Source organism: Bradyrhizobium sp. (genome assembly GCF_049519115.1).
GTDB lineage: Bacteria > Pseudomonadota > Alphaproteobacteria > Rhizobiales > Xanthobacteraceae > Bradyrhizobium.
In genome coordinates this window covers 1-19,025 of record NZ_JBEKRB010000055.1, presented here as the reverse complement: position 1 = coordinate 19,025, position 19,025 = coordinate 1, and the positions used below count along the sequence as shown (strand labels likewise).

20 protein-coding genes are annotated in these 19,025 nt (G+C 61.3%); 9 read left to right on the top strand and 11 right to left on the bottom strand.

What is annotated here, in order from left to right:
- Window positions 1–110: 110 nt before the first annotated feature.
- On the bottom strand, window positions 111–812 hold the full coding sequence (locus ABSE61_RS29675; protein ID WP_423874727.1) for a GntR family transcriptional regulator: 702 nt from the start codon (window positions 810–812) through the stop codon (window positions 111–113).
- 114 nt (window positions 813–926) lie between these two features.
- On the opposite strand from ABSE61_RS29675, the gene ABSE61_RS29670 reads away from it, so the two are divergent.
- The 3 genes from ABSE61_RS29670 to ABSE61_RS29660 all read left to right on the top strand — a co-directional run bounded on the left by ABSE61_RS29670 (window position 927) and on the right by ABSE61_RS29660 (window position 3,373).
- Window positions 927–1,814 (top strand): alpha/beta fold hydrolase, encoded by an 888-nt coding sequence (locus tag ABSE61_RS29670; RefSeq protein ID WP_423874726.1) that lies wholly within the window; start codon window positions 927–929, stop codon window positions 1,812–1,814.
- 101 nt (window positions 1,815–1,915) lie between these two features.
- Window positions 1,916–2,866, top strand: a complete 951-nt coding sequence (locus ABSE61_RS29665; RefSeq protein WP_423874725.1) for a 3-carboxyethylcatechol 2,3-dioxygenase — start codon at window positions 1,916–1,918, stop codon at window positions 2,864–2,866.
- 87 nt (window positions 2,867–2,953) lie between these two features.
- Window positions 2,954–3,373, top strand: a complete 420-nt coding sequence (locus ABSE61_RS29660) for a cupin domain-containing protein (protein ID WP_423874724.1) — start codon at window positions 2,954–2,956, stop codon at window positions 3,371–3,373.
- A gap of 340 nt (window positions 3,374–3,713) precedes the next feature.
- Here ABSE61_RS29660 and ABSE61_RS29655 read toward each other — a convergent pair whose 3' ends face one another.
- The 5 genes from ABSE61_RS29655 to ABSE61_RS29635 all read right to left on the bottom strand — a co-directional run bounded on the left by ABSE61_RS29655 (window position 3,714) and on the right by ABSE61_RS29635 (window position 10,545).
- The gene (locus ABSE61_RS29655) at window positions 3,714–4,016 is read right to left on the bottom strand and encodes an FCD domain-containing protein (protein ID WP_423874743.1); all 303 of its coding nucleotides are present in this window, start codon (window positions 4,014–4,016) and stop codon (window positions 3,714–3,716) included.
- 105 nt (window positions 4,017–4,121) lie between these two features.
- Window positions 4,122–4,868, bottom strand: a complete 747-nt coding sequence (locus ABSE61_RS29650; protein WP_423874723.1) for a hypothetical protein — start codon at window positions 4,866–4,868, stop codon at window positions 4,122–4,124.
- 185 nt (window positions 4,869–5,053) lie between these two features.
- Window positions 5,054–8,200 (bottom strand): efflux RND transporter permease subunit, encoded by a 3,147-nt coding sequence (locus tag ABSE61_RS29645; protein ID WP_423874722.1) that lies wholly within the window; start codon window positions 8,198–8,200, stop codon window positions 5,054–5,056.
- Window positions 8,197–9,396, bottom strand: a complete 1,200-nt coding sequence (locus tag ABSE61_RS29640) for an efflux RND transporter periplasmic adaptor subunit (RefSeq protein ID WP_423874721.1) — start codon at window positions 9,394–9,396, stop codon at window positions 8,197–8,199. The genes ABSE61_RS29645 and ABSE61_RS29640 overlap by 4 nt, the downstream gene beginning before the upstream one ends.
- Before the next feature lie 180 nt (window positions 9,397–9,576).
- Complete coding sequence (locus ABSE61_RS29635) at window positions 9,577–10,545, bottom strand: SDR family NAD(P)-dependent oxidoreductase (RefSeq protein WP_423874720.1); 969 nt, start codon at window positions 10,543–10,545, stop codon at window positions 9,577–9,579.
- A gap of 98 nt (window positions 10,546–10,643) precedes the next feature.
- Here ABSE61_RS29635 and ABSE61_RS29630 point away from each other — a divergent pair, with 98 nt between their 5' ends.
- Window positions 10,644–11,267 carry a TetR/AcrR family transcriptional regulator gene (locus ABSE61_RS29630; RefSeq protein WP_423874719.1) on the top strand — a complete coding sequence of 208 codons (624 nt, stop codon included), beginning with the start codon at window positions 10,644–10,646 and terminating at the stop codon, window positions 11,265–11,267.
- A 255-nt stretch (window positions 11,268–11,522) separates the two neighbouring features.
- Complete coding sequence (locus ABSE61_RS29625; RefSeq protein ID WP_423874718.1) at window positions 11,523–11,774, top strand: hypothetical protein; 252 nt, start codon at window positions 11,523–11,525, stop codon at window positions 11,772–11,774.
- Window positions 11,775–12,000: 226 nt separating this feature from the next.
- Here ABSE61_RS29625 and ABSE61_RS29620 read toward each other — a convergent pair whose 3' ends face one another.
- The 4 genes from ABSE61_RS29620 to ABSE61_RS29605 all read right to left on the bottom strand — a co-directional run bounded on the left by ABSE61_RS29620 (window position 12,001) and on the right by ABSE61_RS29605 (window position 14,794).
- Complete coding sequence (locus ABSE61_RS29620) at window positions 12,001–12,306, bottom strand: c-type cytochrome (RefSeq protein WP_423874717.1); 306 nt, start codon at window positions 12,304–12,306, stop codon at window positions 12,001–12,003.
- Between the two features lie 27 nt (window positions 12,307–12,333).
- Window positions 12,334–13,092, bottom strand: a complete 759-nt coding sequence (locus tag ABSE61_RS29615) for a CBS domain-containing protein (RefSeq protein WP_423874716.1) — start codon at window positions 13,090–13,092, stop codon at window positions 12,334–12,336.
- 144 nt (window positions 13,093–13,236) lie between these two features.
- Window positions 13,237–13,719, bottom strand: a complete 483-nt coding sequence (locus tag ABSE61_RS29610; protein ID WP_423874715.1) for a hypothetical protein — start codon at window positions 13,717–13,719, stop codon at window positions 13,237–13,239.
- Between the two features lie 94 nt (window positions 13,720–13,813).
- Window positions 13,814–14,794, bottom strand: a complete 981-nt coding sequence (locus tag ABSE61_RS29605; RefSeq protein ID WP_423874714.1) for a Bug family tripartite tricarboxylate transporter substrate binding protein — start codon at window positions 14,792–14,794, stop codon at window positions 13,814–13,816.
- Window positions 14,795–15,017: 223 nt separating this feature from the next.
- On the opposite strand from ABSE61_RS29605, the gene ABSE61_RS29600 reads away from it, so the two are divergent.
- The 3 genes from ABSE61_RS29600 (at window position 15,018) to ABSE61_RS29590 (ending at window position 17,752) form a co-directional block, all read left to right on the top strand.
- Window positions 15,018–15,194: a hypothetical protein gene (locus ABSE61_RS29600; RefSeq protein WP_423874713.1), complete on the top strand. Its 177-nt coding sequence runs from the start codon at window positions 15,018–15,020 to the stop codon at window positions 15,192–15,194.
- A 180-nt stretch (window positions 15,195–15,374) separates the two neighbouring features.
- On the top strand, window positions 15,375–15,539 hold the full coding sequence (locus ABSE61_RS29595; RefSeq protein WP_423874712.1) for a Flp family type IVb pilin: 165 nt from the start codon (window positions 15,375–15,377) through the stop codon (window positions 15,537–15,539).
- A gap of 380 nt (window positions 15,540–15,919) precedes the next feature.
- On the top strand, window positions 15,920–17,752 hold the full coding sequence (locus tag ABSE61_RS29590) for a long-chain-acyl-CoA synthetase (protein ID WP_423874711.1): 1,833 nt from the start codon (window positions 15,920–15,922) through the stop codon (window positions 17,750–17,752).
- Between the two features lie 28 nt (window positions 17,753–17,780).
- On the opposite strand, the gene ABSE61_RS29585 is transcribed toward ABSE61_RS29590, so the two are convergent.
- A complete protein-coding gene (locus ABSE61_RS29585; protein ID WP_423874710.1) occupies window positions 17,781–18,656 on the bottom strand; it encodes an acyl-CoA acyltransferase in 876 nt (291 codons plus the stop codon).
- Window positions 18,657–18,759: 103 nt separating this feature from the next.
- Between ABSE61_RS29585 and ABSE61_RS29580 the strand changes: the two genes are divergently transcribed.
- Window positions 18,760–19,005 (top strand): acyl carrier protein, encoded by a 246-nt coding sequence (locus ABSE61_RS29580; protein ID WP_423874709.1) that lies wholly within the window; start codon window positions 18,760–18,762, stop codon window positions 19,003–19,005.
- The last annotated feature ends 20 nt before the right edge of the window (window positions 19,006–19,025 follow it).

Here is a 19,025-nt window from a genome sequence, read left to right as displayed (position 1 = left end):
AACTCGTTCATTCCATCGGGCACCGGCTCGCCTCTTTCGGGCGGCTTTTTCCGGCGCGGAACGTGCGTCGAGCGGGAAGTATAGCCAGATTAAACTGGCATTCAAGTATGTCAGGCTAATTTTATCGATCGTCTTTCGGTCATGGCCAAGACTGCCGCGGCAACGGAGGCGATGTGCTCCTCGGCCGCCCGGCGCGCGCCCGAAGGCTCTCGCCGTGCAATGGCGTCAATGATGGGCTCGTGCTCCTGCGCGACGCCGGCACCCAACGTGTCGAAGCCGATCGCGTGATTGATGAAGAAATCAGACATGTTGAAGTTTGCGCTTTGCTTCTCTTCCACCAGCGCGGAATCGGCCATGGCGGCGACGGTTTGATGGAATTTGCGGTTCAATTCGGCGTAGTGCTCGCGCAACGCTTCCTGATCGTTGGCCATGGAGACGATCTGCCGCTGCAGCTCGCGGAGGTCTGCAAGTTGCTGGTCAGTGCGTCGCGCGGCCGCCAATTCGGCCAGCAGGCCCTCCATTCGCTGGAACATCAGAAAGAAATCGGCAATGGCGTTCCGGTTCGGGCTGATGACCTGGCACCCGACCTGAGGGACGATCCGAACGAAACCGTCCGCTGCGAGCCAGTTGAGGGCCGTCATGATCGGCTGGCGGCTGACGCCGAACTCGGCGGCGAGCTCCCTGACGAGAATGCGCTCGCCGAAAGCATATCGGGCGCTGACGAGCCGTTGCACGAGGAGGTCGTAGATCTCGCCTTGCTTGCTCGGGATGACGGATGCCCGCCGGCGGCTCTCAAGAAGATTGGTGCGCATGCTTCCATCCTAGCAGGTCAAGTTGAGCTCCGGGAGGCAAAAAACCCATACTACCAGCTTTACAACGAAACTTAACATGCTAGCATGTCAGTAACGAAAAGGGGAGGACACGACGTGTATCTTTGGCCGGAAATCGCAAGCGGCGCGTTGCGCCTGTCATATGTCGATGCCGGCGGAATCCGCACGCGCTACGCCGAAGCGGGCAATCCGTCGGACGACGAAGCGGTGGTGTTCGTACCGGGGACGGGCGGACATCTGGAGGCTTTCACCCGCAACCTCCTGCCGCACGGCGAGAAATATCGAACCATCGCGCTCGATATGATTGGCCACGGCTATACCGACAAACCCGATCACGACTACGAGATAAGGCACTACGTCAGACATCTGCTGGACTTCGGCAATGCGCTCGGCCTGAAGCGCTTCCATCTGCACGGCGAGTCACTCGGGGGCTGGATCGCAGCCCAGTTCGCGATCGACCATCCCGAACGCGTTGCAAGCTTGACGCTCAACACGGCGGGCGGCCTCAACACCGATCCGGTAGTCATGCAGCGCGTCTATACCGTGACGATGAAGGCGGTGGCGGAGGCCAGTCCCCAAACGGTCCGCGCGCGGCTCGAGTGGCTCATGAACGATCCCAAACGCGTCACCGACGACCTCGTAGAGCTGCGTCTTGCGATCTACACCCAGCCCGGCTTCCTGCGAGCGATGGAGCACATCCTGTGTCTGCAGAACATGGACATCCGGATGCGCAATGTGCTGACCGACAAGTCCCTGTCGCGCATCGAGGCGCCGACCCTGGTTATCTGGACCGACCACGATCCGACCGCGCCGATTGCGATTGGTGAACGCTTCTGCGCGGCGATTCCCGATGCTGAACGGCTGGTCGTGATGCAGGACTGCGCGCACTGGCCGCAATGGGAAAAGGCAGACGAGTTCAACCGCCTGCATCTCGCATTCCTGCAAAAGCACACGGCTCGGCCTCGGATTGCCACCGTCGCCTGAAGCGCCATGATTCGTCATCGCTCTTTAGTTCTTTGATTGCATGATCTTTTCGGAAAACCGCTACACACTTTTACTGATCATGCTCTAGAGGAGGAAGGACCATGCAAGTCAAAATGATTTGTGCCTCGCACACACCTCTGATGGATCACGTCGAAGCTGATCCCGCGGTCGATCGCGAGGTGAGGGCGCACTTCGCAAGTCTGGCGGCAGAGGTTCGCGACTTCGATCCCGAACTCGTCATCATCTTCGGCCCCGATCATTTCAAAGGGGTCTTCTACGATATGATGCCGCCGTTTACGATCGGCGTGCGCGCCACCGCGATCGGCGACTATGATATCGGCAGCGGCGATTTCAATGTTCCCGAGCGTGCGGCGCTCGAATGCGTCGCGGCGGTACGGTCGGAAGACATCGACGTCGCGCTCTCCTACAGGATGCAGGTGGATCATGGCTTTGCCCAGTTGCTGGTGCTGCTCACCGGCCGGGTCGATTCCTATCGGGTCCTGCCCATCCACATCAACTGCTCCGGTCCACCGCTGCCATCGTTTCACCGCGTCGAGGCACTGGGCGCCGCTGTTGGTCGATGGGCAGCCGGCCTTGACAGCCGGGTATTGATCCTCGGCTCGGGCGGATTGAGCCATGACCCGCCGATCCCGCGCATCGACACGGCACCGCCGCCGTTGGTGGAAATGCTGATCGCGGGGCGCAATCCACCGATCGAAGCGCGGCGCGCGCGAGAACAGGCCAATTTCGAGACGGCGCGCAAATTGGCGCGAGGCGAAGGCAAGGCGACGCCGCTGAACGCCGAATGGGATCGCGCCTTCATGGCGCAGATGGAGGCGGGCGACCGGGTGACAGTGGGCACCATGAGCGAGGCGGATCTGACTAAGGTCGCCGGCTGCGGCGGTCACGAAGTTCGAACCTGGGTGGCAGCCTATGCGGCCATGAACGCCATCGGTCCCCATAAGCCGCGGCACATCTACTATCATGACATCCCGCAGTGGAACGCGGGCATGGGAATCGCTGCGGCTGATTTCGAGAGATCTGCGGCCTGAACGGGGCCGCGGAAGCAGCACGAGTTACTTAGCTTTCTTCACCAGACGAGTTCAGTTGAATAGAAACGGCAGAACGGGAGGCCAGCGATGCCGAGCAGGATCGACTTCGGTTCATTCCAGGTGAATTTTCTGCGCAGCAAGCACGACACCAAGGGAGCCCTCGACATCTTCGAGCTCGTTCTCAGCCCCGGCGGCAAGATGCCGGTTCCCCACTATCATGAATCCTGGGAGGAGACGGTGTACGGGCTGGAAGGCGTCGTGACCTACACGATCGCGGGAGAGCGGTGCGAAATCCCGCCGGGTGGCACGGCCTTCGTGCCCCGCGGCGTGGTGCACGGCTTCGCAAATCTGTCGGGCACTGTTGCGAAATGTCTGTGCGTCTTGACGCCCGGCGTGTTGGGTCCGGAATATTTTGAAGAACTTGCCGCGGAGATAGCGACCGGAAAGCCAAATCCTGCGGTCATGGCCGGTATCATGAAGCGTTATGGATTGATTCCCGCTGCCTGATAACACTTCTCCAAGACAAGCTTGACCGGTACGCCCAGGGGGGAGATTTCTATTGGCCGTACGGCGGTGAACTGGCGTAAATAACAAGCGCCGGAAGTCCAAGGGGGCGCCTGTTGCGGGTCCCCGCAACCAAAGTAACGTAACCCCCTGAAAAAAATTCTATTCTCAGGGGTTTTGCTTTAGCCTGATACAGTTGACATTCTCGCATCGGCGTTCGAACCCGCAACCAAATGCGATCACCACTGAGGACGAAGGAAAGGTCTTCGGTATGCCCCGCTTACGCCGATAGGGTAGTCGTTGATTTCTGCTTCTCGCCAAGTCGGATCATGATAGCGCGAGCCTAGGTATAAGCGGCCTGATCAGCTTCCATTCTTCGCAGGTAACGCAGGACGACTTCGCCCGAAGTCATGATGTGTTGCTCGATAAACGCCATCACGCCGGCTCGGTCCCTGGCGACGCAAAGGTCCAATATTTTTTGATGTTCGTTCTGGGTGCTGACCGGGAACGTCTGGTCACCCCATGCGAGCCGCCAATAGCGATTGAGATTGTTGCGGGCGCGGTTGACCTGATCGAGAAAGAACGGCCGGTCTACGACATTCGTTCGAAAGGTCGCGGACCATTCGGGTTCGGCAAAGCGAAGCAGATCGAAAGCGTGAGCCCGGCGAAATCACGATTCTTGAGTTGCTCCGGCAAAAACTGCGGCCGCGACGCTGGAAGCAGCGCCAAATCTGGTCTGCAAGACGTCAGATCAATTCGCCGCCTGAAGCTCGGCCGTGAAGGCAGCGAGATCGCTTCGCGCCGTCTCATCCGCCACCTGCTTGAGATAGCCGCCGAGCACTTCGATGATGCGGGCCCGATCCTGCGATAAGAAAAAGCCGATCCAGACCTCGCGCGTGTCGCGGATGGCGGCCGACACCATGCGGGCGTTGCCAGGCTTGCTGCCGCTCTCGATCACCGAGCAGACCGAAGCCAGGATGAATTCGGCCATGCTTCTGCGAGCGCCGGCAAGCCCCTCCTCGCGGATACGCGTGCGCTCTTCCGGCGCGAGGCCCGCCATGAACATTCTCATCGACACCGCCTCGCGCGCCTGGCCGCGGATCAGGAAATTCACGGCTGCCGCGTACTGATCCTCGTATTCGGTCATGTTGCGCTGGATCGCTACCAAATCAGGCTGCCTCCCCGGCTTCGAGCCGTAGCGGGTGAACAATTTGTTGGTGGCGTTTGCGGCCTCCATCCAGTCGAGCAACCAATAGATATCGCTCCCCTGCACGGGCGGCAGCGCGTTCAAGCCGTCCAGATTGAAGACGCGGCCGAGCAGCGCTGTGACCTCCGGCCGGGTCAGGTCAGGCCGCTCGCCCTTTTTCGTCACCCCTTCGACGTAGACCCGGAAGGCCTGCGCGGCATCGCGCGCGGCGGCCGCATCGATCAAGCCGTCCTCCGCGAACGCGGGCGAAGCGAGCGCAAGAAGAATCAGCAGGATTCTGACGATCAGCATGGGCGACCTCGTTCGGCGTCGGGCTATTGCGTGCGGCACGCGCCGCCGCGGCGATGGCGGTTGTTTGTCGCGGGTCGCGTCGCAGAGGTTCACCGCCGCCGGCCCGCGTATGGGGTCCAGATGGGTGACCACCGAGGAAGCCGTGGCTGAAGAGGGAATTCAGTAAGTTGGCAGCGGCCCGCGCGTTAACTAACCGCGGGCGGATGCGCCTTTTCATTATTGCCAAACCGGCTCTTGGCGCTCTCGCGCAAGCGCTGGAAGGCCACGTAAAGCATCGGCACCAGGAAGATGCCGATCGAGCTTGCCGCGAGCATGCCGCCGAACACGGCGGTGCCGACCCCGCGGCGGCTGATCTCGGCGGCACCGGTTGCGACAACCAACGGCAGCAGACCGAGAATGAAGGCGATCGAGGTCATCATCACGGCGCGGAAGCGCATCCGCGCCCCGAGTTCGGCCGCATCGATGATCGACTGGCCGGCCTCCCGCTGTTCCTTTGCGAACTCGACGATGAGGATGCCGTTCTTGGCGGCGAGCGCGATCAGCACCACCAGGCCGATCTGGGCGTAGAGGTCGAGGTTCAGTCCGCTGAGCTTGATGGCGAGATAGGAGCCGAGCACGCCGACCGCGACCGACAACAGCACAGGCACCGGAATGACCCAGCTCTCGTACAACGCCACCAGGAAGAGGTAGGCGAACAGTACCGCCAGCGCGAGAATGGTGCCGGTCTGGCCGGCTGCGGCCTGCTCCTGATAGGCGGTGCCGGTCCATTCATAGGAGTAGCCCGCCGGCAGCGTCGACTTCGACAGTTCTTCCATCGTGGCGATCGCCGTCCCCGATGAAATGCTTGCCGCCGGGCCGCCATTCACGGTGACCGAGCGGTAGTTGTTGTAGCGGGTGATGACTTGCGGTCCGGTCACGATCCGGAAACTCGCGATGGAGCGGATCGGTACCATCTGGCCGGCGCTGTTGCGCACATAGATTTGCCAGATGTCGGGAATGTCGCCGCGGTCGGCGGCTTCGCCCTGCACGTTGACCTGCCAGGTGCGTCCGAAAAGATTGAAGTTGTTGACGTAGATTCCGCCGAGCGTTGCCTGCAGCGCGGTGAAGACGTCGCTCATATTGAGGCCGAGCGCCTGAGCCTTGGCGCGATCGATGTCGAGATAGATCGACGGGTTGGTCGCGGTGAAGGTCGAGAACACGCGCGTCAGTCGCGGATCGCGGTTGGCCGCGTTGATCAGACCGCTCATCACGCTGCCGAGCGCCGCCGGGTCCTGTCCTTCGAGCGCGTCGAGCTGATATTCGAAACCGCCCGAGGTCGAAAGCCCGATGATCGGCGGCAGGTTGAACGGCAGGATGGCGGCCTGCCGGATCTGTGTTCCGGCACCGAACGTCCGGCGGATCGTCGCCTGCACCGAATCCACCGCCGCCTTGCGATCCGCAAACGGCTTCATGCTCGCGACCAAAAAAGCGGAGTTCGGCTCGTTGCCGCCATCGAGCAGCGAAAAGCCGATGATCGAGAGCACGTGGTTGATCGCCGGCATCTGTTTGAGCTGTACTTCGACCTGCTTGGTCACCTCGCTGGTGCGCCCCACCGACGCGCCGTCAGGCAACTGCACCGCGATAAAGAAAGCGCCCTGATCCTCCTCGGGCAGGAATCCCGTCGGGGTCAGCCAAGAGACGCCGACGATGCCGGCGCCGAACACCAGCACCGCGACGATCGACAGCGCCGCAACGCCGAGCAGCCGCCGCACCAGGCCGGCATAGCCGTCGCGAACCCAGTCTATGCCTCCAAGCACGCGTCCCATGATCCCGCGCCGCGGGCCGGTGTGCCGCAGAAAGACCGCGCACAGTGCCGGCGACAGCGTCAAGGCATTGAGCGCCGAGATCACCATCGCTGCGCTGATCGTCACCGCAAATTGACGGAACAGAGTGCCGGAGATTCCCGGAATGAATGCAATCGGCACGAACACCGACAGCAGCACCAGCGTGATCGCGATGATCGGCGCGGTGATCTGCGTCATCGCCTTCTTGGTGGCATCGGCGGGCGAGAGCTCCGGCTCTTCCTCCATCACCCGCTCGACGTTCTCGACCACCACGATGGCGTCGTCCACCACGATGCCGATGGCGAGCACCAGGGCCAGAAGCGAGACCGTATTGGCGGAATAGCCGAGCGCGAGCAGGACCGCGAAGGCGCCGATCAGGCTGACCGGGACTGCGATCGCCGGGATCAGTGTGGCCCGCAGGTTGCCAAGGAACAAAAACACCACGATGACGACGAGCACGAAGGCTTCGCCGAGTGTCTTCAGCACTTCGCTGATGGTGTCGGAGACGAAGGTCGTGGAATCATAGTGTACGCTATAGGTCAACCCCGGCGGAAAACGTTCCGACAGTTTGGCGAGCGTGGCCTGCACCGCTCTTGCCGTCGTCACGGCGTTGGCGCCGGGCGCAAGGTAGATGCCCAAGGGAACGGCGGCCTGGCCGTCGATCCGCGACTCGCTGTCCATATTCTGCGCGCCGATTTCGACCCGAGCGACGTCCTTGATGCGCAGGACCGAGCCGTCGCGATTGGCGCGCAGCACGATGTCGCCGAACTGCGCCGAGGTCGTCAGCCGCCCTTGCGTCTGCACGTTGAACTGGAATTGCTGATCGTCGCTGATCGGGCGCGCGCCGATCCGCCCCACAGGCGCCTGCACGCTCTGGGCACGGATCGCCGCGATCACGTCGGACGGCGCCAGGTTGAGGCTGGTCAGCCGCTGCGTGTCGAACCAAATCCGCATCGAATAGTTCAGCTTGGCGAACAGTGTCGCCTGGCCGACGCCGGGCGTGCGCGAAATCGCATCGAGCACGTTGATCACGGCGTAGTTGGTGATGAACAGCGGGTCCTGCTCACCGTTCTTGCTGTACAGCACGATGAACTGCAGTACGGCCGAGGATTTCTTCTGTACCACGAGCCCTTGTGCCTGGACCTCGGTCGGCAGCTGCGACAGCGCGGTCTGCACGCGGTTGTTGACGTTGACGGTGTTGATGTCGGGGTTGGTGCCGAGCGCGAATGAGACGGTCAGCGTGTAGCTGCCGTCGTTGCCGCTGGTCGACTTCATGTAGAGCATCTTGTCGACGCCGACGACCTGCGCCTCGAGCGGTTGGGCGACGCTGGATTCCACCACCTCGGCGGAGGCGCCCGGGAAGACGGCCGTGACCGTCACCTGCGGCGGCACGATATCGGGAAACTGCGCGACCGGTATTTGCATGAGCGCGAGGGCGCCCGCGATCGTGATCACGAAGGCGATGACGATGGCAAGCCGCGGGCGGTCGACGAAAACAGAGGAAATCATGGCTTCGCGCCGATCCCGACGCCGCTCCGTGACGCGCTGCCGCCGTCCGCCGTGCCGCTCATGCTGGACTGGATCAGCGCGCTGGCCGGACCCGGAGCGACGGGTTGGTTGGGACGCACCCGCTGCAGACCCTCGACGATGACTTTGTCTCCCGCCGAAAGCCCGCTCGTCACCGCCGCGACAGTGGAGGTCGATTGCCCGAGCTTGATCCGCCGCTGCTCGGCCTTGTTGTCGGCGCCGAGCACGAAGACATAATCGCCTTGTTGATCCGACAGCACGGCAGAGCGCGGGATCGCCAATACCTCGACCGGCTGCACGCCTTCCAGCAGGACACTGACGAACTCGTTGTCGGTGAGTTCACGGACAGCCGCGTTCAACTGGGGATTGGGAATGGTCCCGCGCAGCAAGATGGTGTCGGTGCCCTGATCGATCGTGTTGTTGACGAAATTCAGCTGGCCGGTCTGGTCATAGAGCCGGCCGTCCGGCAATCGAATCCGGATGACGACCGCCTTGAAGCCGCCACGCGTCGCATAGCGCTCGCGCAAGCCTAAGGCCTCACGCACGGAAACCGGGAACGTGACATACATCGGGTCCTGGCTGACGACCGTGGTCAGCGTGCCGGAACTCGGCGTGACCACGTTGCCTTCAGTAACGGCGGTGCGGCCGATCCGGCCGTCGATCGGCGAGTGGATCTCGGTATAGTCGAGATTGATCTGGGACAGGTCGACCTGCGCCTGCGCGGCCTGTATCTGCGCCTCAAGGCTCTGCTGGTTGGAAAGCGCGGCATCGTAGGTGGACTGCTGGCCCGCAGGTCCGCTCAACAGAGTGCGGGCCCGATCGGTCGTCAGCTTGGCGTTGACCAAGGTTGCCTGCAACTGGGCGACTTGTGCCTGCTTCGACTTGAGATCGGCCTCGAATGGACCGCGCTCCAGGCGATAGAGCAGGTCGCCGGTCTTGATTTCCGTGCCTTCGGCGAAAAGCCGCTTGTCCAGGAAGGCCGTGACACGCGCGACCACGGCAACGCGATTGACCGCCTCTATTCGTCCTAGAAATTCATTGGACTCGGTGATCGGACGCTTGGCCGCTTCGAGCACGCCGACCGCAGGAGGACCCGCCGGAGCTTGCTGGGCCTGGGCGGTGGCCATCAGACCGAACGCACCCACTGTCAACGCGACGACGCCAGCGGCCCAGCCCATGATCACCTCGCAAGGGTTCACGTCTTTCGTGTCTTCATCTTAGGTATCTTACGGCAAATTGTAACGCTTTGTTTGGCGGGTTGGCCACGCGGGTGGCGAGGTCGGCCGAAAATCGCGATCGCGGCCGACGATGGTGTCCACATTTGGGACGTCGATGCTCGCTTTGATTGCCCGGTGGAATTAGAAGCGCTCGCCCACCATCTCTTCGCTCCTGGCCCAGAGCGCCTTGGCGCGCTGTGGATCGAGCGCATAGGGTCTGACGCCGGGGCTCACCGGGCTGAGCGGTCCTTCGGCGATCTCCGCCACCTGGCAATTCTCGCAATAGCGGCCGGCGACATTTTCCGCCGGGGCGACGAACGAGGCCCAGAACGATGTCGCGGCTCCTTGCGGGACTGTCTTCCACTGGAAGGGGGGCTGGCCGTCGGCAGCCAACTGGGCATTGATCTGGGCGACCAGCCTGTCGAGTTCGTCAGGCGCCATATGGCGGCCGAGCTCTGTCCTGATCCCGCCCGGATGCACCGCCGTCGCCCGCACGCCGCGTGCGGTGTGCCGCCGATCGAACTCGACTGCGAACAGGATGTTGGCGGTCTTGGAGCGGCCGTAAGCGATCATGGGATCATACGGCGTGCGCTCGAAATTGGGGTCGTCGAGATCGACGTCGGCATAGCGGTGCCCGGACGAAGCAACGTTCACCAGCCGTCCGCCGGGAGCCATCAGCGCCGCGATGCGATTCACCAGCATGAAATGGCCGAGATGGTTGGTGCCGAACTGGGTCTCGAACCCTTCTGCGGTGTGCCCGAAGGGCGTTCGCATCACGCCGGCATTGGCAATCACCGCGTCGAATGGCCGCCCGTCCGCGTTAAGCGCATCGGCGCAGGCCCGTACGCTGGCGAGCGAGGCGAGATCCAGCTGCACGAGTTCCAGGCGGCCGCCGTTCGCCGCCTGTGCCCGGATCGCGCTTGTTGCGCGCTCGGCCTTGGCAAGGTCACGGGCCGCCCCGACCACGTGGGCGCCATGGGTGACCAACGCTCGCGCCGTCTCCACACCGAGCCCTGCCGATACGCCCGTGACCAGCACGCGCTTTCCGCCGAGATTGATACCCGCCAGCACGTTGTCGGCGGTCGACGTCGCCCCGAAACTATTCATCATGACAAACTCCGTCAGTTTTGGCCATGACGCTCCCCTGGCGGCAAACCATTGTCTGCAAAACCAATTTGACGTAAAAGGAGAGCGTCTCCGTTTTAAATATGGAGACACTCTCCGTTTATCAAGGGGGCATTTTTGGCGTGGTAGATGACGGCAAGGGCCTTACCCCTCGCAAGCCGCGGGCCGACGCACAGCGCAACCGCGCCCTCTTGCTGAAAACCGCAAAGGCCGCCTTCGCTGAAAAAGGCGCAGCAGCGAGCCTCGACGAGATCGCGCGGACGGCAGGCGTCGGAGCCGGTACTCTCTACCGTCACTTTCCCACCCGCGACGCGTTGATCGAAGCGGTCTACCGCCATGAGACGGAGCAGCTCGTGATGGCCGCTGCACGTTTGGCCGAGACGCATGCGCCGACAGCGGCCTTGCGCGAATGGTTGCAGTTGTTCGTGGACTACATGGCGACCAAGCACGGAATGTACGAGGCGCTCAATTCGATCGTCGGCGGTATATCCGAGCTCCATTCGGCTTCCACGGAGCAGATGACGCGGGCGATCGCGAAGCTGATCGATCGTGCAGCCGCGAGCGGCGAGATTCGTTCGGATTTCGATCCGCTCGACCTGCTGCGTGCGCTGGCCGGCGTAGCGAACATGAGTTCTGGGTCGGATGGCAGCCAAGCCGCCAAGCGCATGATCGACATTTTGATTGCGGGAATCCGCAACCCGCCGTGAGCCGGATCGGCGCGTCTTCGATTTAGTTAAAATCCGAATAGCCACGTAGCCCTTCGGCGGGCTTCTTTCATCTCGTGCAAATCATCGGACATGCTCGCTCTCGATCACGGCGGTAATCACGAAAAACGGCGTCGTGATTGAGTGTGACTCACGCGCGTTTGAATCAACGCTCGGGAACGTGTTTCGCTTGTTATCGGTTGTGAATGTAAGGAAATGTCAGAGGAGGGGTTCACCACGTAAAGATGGAAAACCCTAATGACCATTAAAGCACTCACGGCTGTCGCTATCGTGACAGCAGCACTCGCCACCCCGGCTTTCGCGCAGGATGAGTCCGCCCCGCAGAAGCCCGTTCACGCTCTCAAGCACTATCGCTCGACCTACAACCAGGTTCAGTCGCCTGCGTTCGTGGCGCCGCGCGAGTCGACCGGCACCTATCTCGACAACGAGAGCTTCGACCGTTCGCGCATCGGCGACCACGATCCGGATTTCAATCCGTCGGGCAGCTAACTTTCTCAGCTAAAACTTCCCGGTCGACCGTTCCGGGATAGAACAACAACAATGGGATGGCGCAACGGCGGTCCGGCTTCATGCTGGACCGCTGTCGCGTGTTTTTTTGCCTTCAGGCTTGTGAGGTCTCTCCGAGCACGCCGCGCGTGCCTGCTTATCGAGATCCGACAAGGCCGGCCCGTCTGTACTCCTTGTTAAGCCCGCCCCGACCTGAAAAGCGCAGAGCTTACTTCTTCAGCGACATGACGAACGCGGCGACGTCGCGGGCATCGTTCTGGTTCATTGGCAGGCCGGGCATTGTCACGTGCGGCATCAACAAGAAGGAAGAGAGGATATCGTCGCTCATGCCCGGCTTCGCTGCGATGGCCGTAAAGGTGATGGCGCGGCTGGCTTTGCCGGCAGACATATCGATCCGGTGGCAGGTGGCGCAGGAGCGCTCCGCTATCTGCCGTCCGTTATCGACGTCCTGACCGAGCGCGCTATTTCCGATAAAGAGAGTCAGTACGGCGGGACCAATCAGGCAATGACGCATCTGAACGCTCCGGTTTGGTTTGTTGGCTTAGAGTGGCTCGTCGTCGGTGGTTGAAGGTTGCCGCCGCAAGGAGACGAAGTCGCCGCCGCCGTAATCCTCTTCGCCGGGAGGGTAGGGGTCTGCGATGCGCAGATAGTCCAGTACCCGGCTGACGCCCAGGACATTCTCTGTCGTTACGATGGCGGCCTTGTGTGCAGTTTCGTTGCGGACCACGCCGTGAAGAATTGCGACACCGTCGCGTACGGTGACATGGAAGCGGCTGGGCTGCCATGGCGTTCGCAGCAGGGCGTTAGTCACCTCGTTGCGGATGTGGTCATCGTCTGCGTTCGTCTCCGGAATGCGGCGCGCTATGCTTGCGACGGCATCGAGAAAGTCCGAACGGGTGATAATTCCGACCATCCGGTCGCCGCGCATGACCGGGACACGTTTGACGTTTCCGGATTCCATGATCTGTACGACCTGATCGAGTCGCGCGTCCTCGGAGACGGTGCGCGGATGCGGCGTCATGATGTCGCCAACCTTGCGGCCGTTGTCATGGGCGAACTCGGCCGCGACACGATCGGTTCCGATCAGGAGCGAGAGCCATCGGCCGTGCTTGCGCTCCGTTCCGGTCTCGGCCCGACGGAGGAAGTCGCTTTCCGAAATGATGCCAACGAGCCGCTCCGCTTCGTCGACCACGGGGAGGCCGCTAATGTGATGGCGCAACATCGTCTCGATGGCTTCCACGATGGTCGTGTCGGCACCGACCGTGATCACCCGCGGCGTCATGATCTCGTAGGCCCGCATCTTACGTCTCCAGGGAAGTTCGGTCCCGAGGAAGCCCCGGTTTCAAGGCGGCTCGGTCGAGCGCCTGCTCTCCAGACTAGCGTTAAGGCAGGCGGAAGGATTTGATCCGGGTCAACCGCGTTCCGTCCGTTCCGGCCATCGCGCTCAGAGGTTTTTGGAGGCTTCCGCCTTCCGACGCGCAATGACGCCCGCGGCAATCTGCAAGGTCGCGCCGACCGCCCAAGCCAGGGAAATCAGAAGCGCGGAAGTGGCGTGCGCGCTCTCATCCAGCACGATGCTGGAAACCGAGACGACCGCCGCGATCGCGGCGAGAAACGTGCCGACCGCGCTCAATAGTTCGACGGCATCCGCCCTGGTGCCGAGCCCACGGCGCAGCGGCAGATGCATATTGTGATCAGGTGGCGCGTGCGGCAGGTCGATGCCGAGATAGAAACCGGCCGCACCGTAGATCATCATGGCAAAAACGGCTGACGCCGTGCCGACCAGCTCGATGTCGGCCCGTCCGACATGCGCGGCCACGAACAGGCCGCAGGAAGCCCCGGTCAGCGCGAGGCCAATCCGCTCAAGCACATGCGCCGACCTCGAGATGGTCGAGCGGGCGTCCCATGGGGCTCTGTGTCTAATCATGTAATCCCGATACCAAGCCAGGCTCTCGCATCGTTGACAAAGATCAAGATAGTCCGGAGTTCTGCTGCCGACCATCCGGGAAAGAAGGCTAATGTCATTCTTTCTTCTGACCGGAAAGTTCCACGACCTTGCGCCATCGCCCGGTTTCGGTTGCAAGCATGCCGCCGAAGGCGCTCGCGCTGCCGGTGATGGGAATGGCGCCGAGTTCGGCAAAGCGCTGCTTGATGAGGGGATCGCCAAACGCCGCGTTGATTTCCTTGTTCAGCAGATCGATGACGTCCTTTGGCGTGCCGCGCGGAGCGCCGACACCGTAGAACGAGCTTGTTTCAAATCCGACAAGCGTATCTGCGATCGCCGGCACGTCGGGAAGGGTTTCGGAACGTTCCCTTGTCGTGACGCCAAGCGCACGCAATTTTCCCGACCGCACCAGTTCGAACGAGGAGGTGACGTTGTCGAACATGCCCTGAATCTGGCCAGCCATCACATCCGCGAGGCCCGGCGCCGAACCGCGATAGGGTACGTGGACGAATTGAATATGCGCCATGGTCTTGAACAACTCGCCGGACAGATGCAGCGAGGTGCCGATCCCCGACGAAGCGATGCTGAGCTTGCCCGGGTTGGCTTTGGCATAAGCGATGAAATCCGCCACGTTGCGGACCGGAAGTTCGTTGTTGACGACAAGCACCAGCGGAATACGCGCCAAGCCCGCGACCGGCGCGATGCCGGCCTCGAAATCATATGGCAGCGTCGGATCGAACGAGGCGTTGATCGCGTTGGCTGTGCTTGTCAGCAGCAGTGTATATCCATCCGGCGGCGAATTGATCACGGCCTGGGTGCCGATATTGCTGCCGGCGCCCGGCTTGTTCTCCACGATGAATGTCTGGCCGAGCCGGTCCGACAAACGCTGGCAGATCAGGCGGGACAACACGTCGGTCGCGCCGCCGGCAGTATAGGGGACGATCCAGCGCACCGGACGAGACGGATAGGCGGCGTCGGTTGCCGACGCCATCGATTGCATGCCGAACCAGGCCAGGCAGGTCGAGGCCGAATGAAGGAAACGCCGTCTGTCGATCAAGGCGGCCTCTGAAAAGATAAAAAGGCCGCCCCGTAAGAATCGGGGGGGCGGTCGGATGGAACCGGCATCATCGCGAGAAAATTTATCCGCGTCCATAGAGACTTAACGCACGCTCCGGTCAAAGTGTGCTCTTCGTTTGACCAAAGTCGTGCCTCCTTTGCTTAAGAACCGTTAACGAGTTTGCGGGAGAATCACGCATAAGATTCCCGAAAAGGAGCATGCGATGTCGAAATTTGCGATTGGCGAACGGGTTGAACAGGCGACCGACGACCATCAAGACGGTGTCGTCATTGCGATCTTCCCCACCACGGACGGCAACTTTCGTTACGCCGTGGATATGGAAGGTTACGGTGCGCTCCAGTTTTTCACTGAGGAAAAACTGGTCGTTTGCGCCGGATAGTTGGTGAATCCTGGTGCCGTGTGAGTTCGTTTCACAGGACAGGAGACATGTGCTTCCAAGATGCGGCCAGCGATAGCCGTCTTAATTAATTATTCATTGCGCTCATTCGCTTGATTTTAATCAGTTAACAGCACTGTGCGGAGAACCCGAGTAGCGGGTTACTTGCGTACAGGAGGTACTGTGAAGAAGATTGTTGCAAAGTTTTTGGCCGATCAGTCGGGCGCGACCGCGATCGAATACGGTCTGATCGCCGCCGGCATCAGCCTCGCCATTATCGCTGCCGTTAACGGCCTTGGTTCCACCCTCAACACGAAGTTCACGAGCATCAATACGTCGCTTAAATAAACCGGCGGCTATTGATCCAAATAGCTTCACGACATCTGGCGGCCGATTTTCTCCGTTCTCAGCGGAAAGCCGACGAAACCCGTCCGCAATCTTGCGGGCGGGTTTTCGCATTGCCGCGATCCGAATGCCTTGAGTCCGGTGCGGGCTTAACCCTGCCGGTTAACACCTGGTCAGGTCGTGCCGGTTATAGATAGCGATCACGCTAGTGCGGTGAATCTGAAGTTCCTATCAGTTTGACAGCACATGCGTTATAGGAACTTCAGATTCGAAACCGCACTAGAAACCTATATTACTAGAGCTCCTTTGATTCCGAAGGTCGCATCAGGGATTGCTGTGCTTGCTTGCGGACTTCGGAATCGGAGCTCTAGAAGTGGTCAGCCATGAGTGCAGGCGCTGTTGAGCACGCAACAAGTGAGCAGCCACCGGGCGCATCGCGGCCGCGCGTCAAGCCGTCCACGGCCAAGAGTTGGCTAAAAGCGATCGAGCTTACCTCTCGCATCGAAGCCAATCCGAACCGGCTGTTCGCCGACCTCATCGAAGATTGGGCGGCGCGTCAGCCAGACCGGCCTGCGCTGATGTCAGACCATGCGACCTTGAGCTACCGGGAATTGAACGAGCGGATCCACCGCTATGCGCGCTGGGCGCTCGCGACTGGTATCGGCAAGGGCGACACGGTGTGTCTGCTTTTGCCGGCGGAACCCGATTACCTCGCAGCCTGGCTTGGCCTCACCAGCGTCGGCGCTGTTGCCGCATTGATCAACACCAAATTGGTCGGATCGTCGCTGGCGCATTGCATCGATGTCGCGGAAGCCGGTCATGTCATTGTCGGGCAGGAACTTGAAGCCGCATTCGAAGACGTCCGTCCCCGTTTGAAGCGCGCGCCTAAAATCTGGCGGCATGGCGAGACCGCGAGCCAACCAAATATTCAGACCGCGTTGGCCGGTCTGGATGCGGCCCCGCTGAATGCGAGGGAGCGCCGCGGCGTCGGAATCGATGATCGTGCGCTGTTGATCTACACCTCAGGCACGACGGGCTTGCCGAAAGCAGCCAGCATCAGTCATCGCCGCATTCTGAACTGGGGCGGTTGGTTCGCCGGGCTGACCAATGCCTCGCCCGAGGATCGGCTGTTCGATTGCCTGCCGCTGTTTCACAGTGTCGGTGGCGTGGTCGCGCCGTGCAGCATGCTGGCCGCGGGAGCTTCGGTCGTTCTCTCCGACAAATTTTCCGCAGGCCACTTCTGGCGCGACGTGGTGCGCTGGGACTGTACGCTGTTCCAGTATATCGGCGAACTCTGCCGCTATCTTCTTAAAGCGTCCACATCTGAATTCGAGAAGCAACATCGGTTGCGGCTGGCCTGCGGCAACGGCCTGCGCGGCGACATCTGGGACAATTTTCAAGCGCGGTTTTCGATCCCGCAAATCCTGGAGTTCTACGCGGCGACCGAGGGCAATTTCTCGCTTTACAATGTCGAGGGCAGACCCGGCGCGATCGGCCGAATTCCGCCGCTGCTGGCGCATCGTTTTCCGGCCGCGATCGTCCGGGTCGATGCGGAAACTTTTACGCCGCTGCGTAACGTCGAAGGCCTCTGCATGACGTGTGCCATCGGCGAGGTGGGCGAGGCGGTGGGGCGGATCGGGACGGCGGAGGGCGCGGGCGGCCGCTTCGAGGGCTACACCAACGCTACCGAGACCGAGAAGAAAATCCTGCGTGACGTGTTCGCCAAAGGCGACGCCTGGTTTCGCACCGGCGATCTGATGAAGATCGATGACGGTGGCTTCTTCCATTTCGTCGACCGGCTCGGCGACACCTTCCGCTGGAAGGGCGAGAATGTCGCGACGTCAGAGGTGAACGAAGCCATTCTGGAATGTCCGGGGGTGATCGACGCTACGACTTACGGCGTTGCAGTGCCTGGCGCCGACGGCCGTGCGGGAATGGCCGCGATCGTCACCGACGCCAGTTTCGATTTCGAAGAATTCAGCGATCATCTTTTGCGAAGGCTGCCGGCCTACGCCTGCCCGGTCTTTGTCCGATTGAGTGTGGCGCTGGAGGCCACCGAAACCTTCAAACAGAAGAAGCAGGATTTGATCCGTGCAGGTTTCGCTCCACGCAACGTCGCCGATCCGCTGTTTTTCCGCGATGCGAAATCCGGCCGCTTCACGCCGCTCGATGTGGACCAACACGCGCGGCTGCTGCAAGGCGTCGTCAGGCTGTAAGCGGCGCGAGCCGTGACGCGTCGGCGTCTCACATGCCAAATATCGCCAATTCAGTGTCGGCAAGATCGCCAAGGCGCGGTGGATGCAGGCCCTTGAAATATTTTCGGCCTCGCGCCTCGCTGTAGATGCCTGCCAGGCCCCCGATCGGGCCATTGGCGTCGATGGTCACGACAGGGCTGCCACGTCGCAGCAGATAGCGCCCGATCGCGCTTGCGCATCTGGCGTAGTCGGAAATCTCGCGGCAGAATCCGAGTTGAAGCGCGGGCAGCGGAATGATCCCGCGCCGCTTTCGCAACGGGAAGAAAACGAAGGGGAGAACTTCGTCCGGTGTTCGGCAAACAAGACCAAGGCAGCCGTAGCCGGTGTGGCGCTTGAGCAGCAATAGCTCGTCATCCGGAAGACCTGTGACAGCGGCTGTATCCGGTGTTACGGCCTCGACACGCATGCCACGTCCGGTCCGCGACAGGATGGGAAACGAGAAATAGAGACCGCGGCAATAGATCCGAAAACCCTGCGCCTCGAGGATCGGCCATGTCGCCGTCGCCGGCGTGACGTTGAAGTAGGTGACGTCCTTGCGCTTCTGCGTCATCGACGCAAACAGCGCGGCGTAGTTGCGGAACTCGGGATCGACATACCAGCTTGAATTGTTGCAGCAGATCGTGGTCGTGCCGTCGATCGTCTTGGTCGAATAGATCAGGAGCAAACAGCCGACCGGCTTGCCGTCGCTCTCCATCAGATAGCCGAAACGCGGCACATCCGGCGGCAGCGACCGCGCGCCCTGCCGGCGCAGGCCACGCATCCAGTACTCGCGGCTGCGGTGCACGAAGCCCCTCGTCAGGAGATCGGCGATCGCATCAACGTCGCTCTCCTGTATCTCGCGGAACCGCGGCTTGACGGCGGGCATGGTGTTTACCAACGGACGTAAAAGATCGCGCAACGATGGGTGTTAGTTCACCTTTTCGCTCTATCATGGACTTTGAAAATTTTATGAGAATGCGGAGCAGCCCGTGTCGGTAAGGTTAAAGATTCTCTCTGCGATCGAGCAGATCGCCACCGAGCAGCATGTCGTTCTTCCGCCTTTGGAAGACAGCCTGTCGCTGCACGAAACCGGATTCGACTCGCTCGCGTTTGCCATACTGGTAGCACGTCTGGAAGATGATCTTGGCGTCGATCCGTTTACTATATCGGCGGATGCAAGCTTTCCACTTACGATAGGCGACTTCATCAAGGCCTATGAAAATGTCCCCGCGTGAAATTTTCGCGCTGCGTGATT

Coding starts and splice junctions, on each gene's coding strand:
- ABSE61_RS29675 (WP_423874727.1), bottom strand. CDS start 812: ATGCGCACCAATCTTCTTGAGAGCCGCCGGCGGGCATCCGTCATCCCG.
- ABSE61_RS29665 (WP_423874725.1), top strand. CDS start 1,916: ATGCAAGTCAAAATGATTTGTGCCTCGCACACACCTCTGATGGATCAC.
- ABSE61_RS29660 (WP_423874724.1), top strand. CDS start 2,954: ATGCCGAGCAGGATCGACTTCGGTTCATTCCAGGTGAATTTTCTGCGC.
- ABSE61_RS29650 (WP_423874723.1), bottom strand. CDS start 4,868: ATGCTGATCGTCAGAATCCTGCTGATTCTTCTTGCGCTCGCTTCGCCC.
- ABSE61_RS29645 (WP_423874722.1), bottom strand. CDS start 8,200: ATGATTTCCTCTGTTTTCGTCGACCGCCCGCGGCTTGCCATCGTCATC.
- ABSE61_RS29640 (WP_423874721.1), bottom strand. CDS start 9,396: ATGGGCTGGGCCGCTGGCGTCGTCGCGTTGACAGTGGGTGCGTTCGGT.
- ABSE61_RS29635 (WP_423874720.1), bottom strand. CDS start 10,545: ATGATGAATAGTTTCGGGGCGACGTCGACCGCCGACAACGTGCTGGCG.
- ABSE61_RS29630 (WP_423874719.1), top strand. CDS start 10,644: ATGGAGACACTCTCCGTTTATCAAGGGGGCATTTTTGGCGTGGTAGAT.
- ABSE61_RS29625 (WP_423874718.1), top strand. CDS start 11,523: ATGACCATTAAAGCACTCACGGCTGTCGCTATCGTGACAGCAGCACTC.
- ABSE61_RS29620 (WP_423874717.1), bottom strand. CDS start 12,306: ATGCGTCATTGCCTGATTGGTCCCGCCGTACTGACTCTCTTTATCGGA.
- ABSE61_RS29615 (WP_423874716.1), bottom strand. CDS start 13,092: ATGCGGGCCTACGAGATCATGACGCCGCGGGTGATCACGGTCGGTGCC.
- ABSE61_RS29610 (WP_423874715.1), bottom strand. CDS start 13,719: ATGATTAGACACAGAGCCCCATGGGACGCCCGCTCGACCATCTCGAGG.
- ABSE61_RS29600 (WP_423874713.1), top strand. CDS start 15,018: ATGTCGAAATTTGCGATTGGCGAACGGGTTGAACAGGCGACCGACGAC.
- ABSE61_RS29590 (WP_423874711.1), top strand. CDS start 15,920: ATGAGTGCAGGCGCTGTTGAGCACGCAACAAGTGAGCAGCCACCGGGC.
- ABSE61_RS29585 (WP_423874710.1), bottom strand. CDS start 18,656: ATGCCCGCCGTCAAGCCGCGGTTCCGCGAGATACAGGAGAGCGACGTT.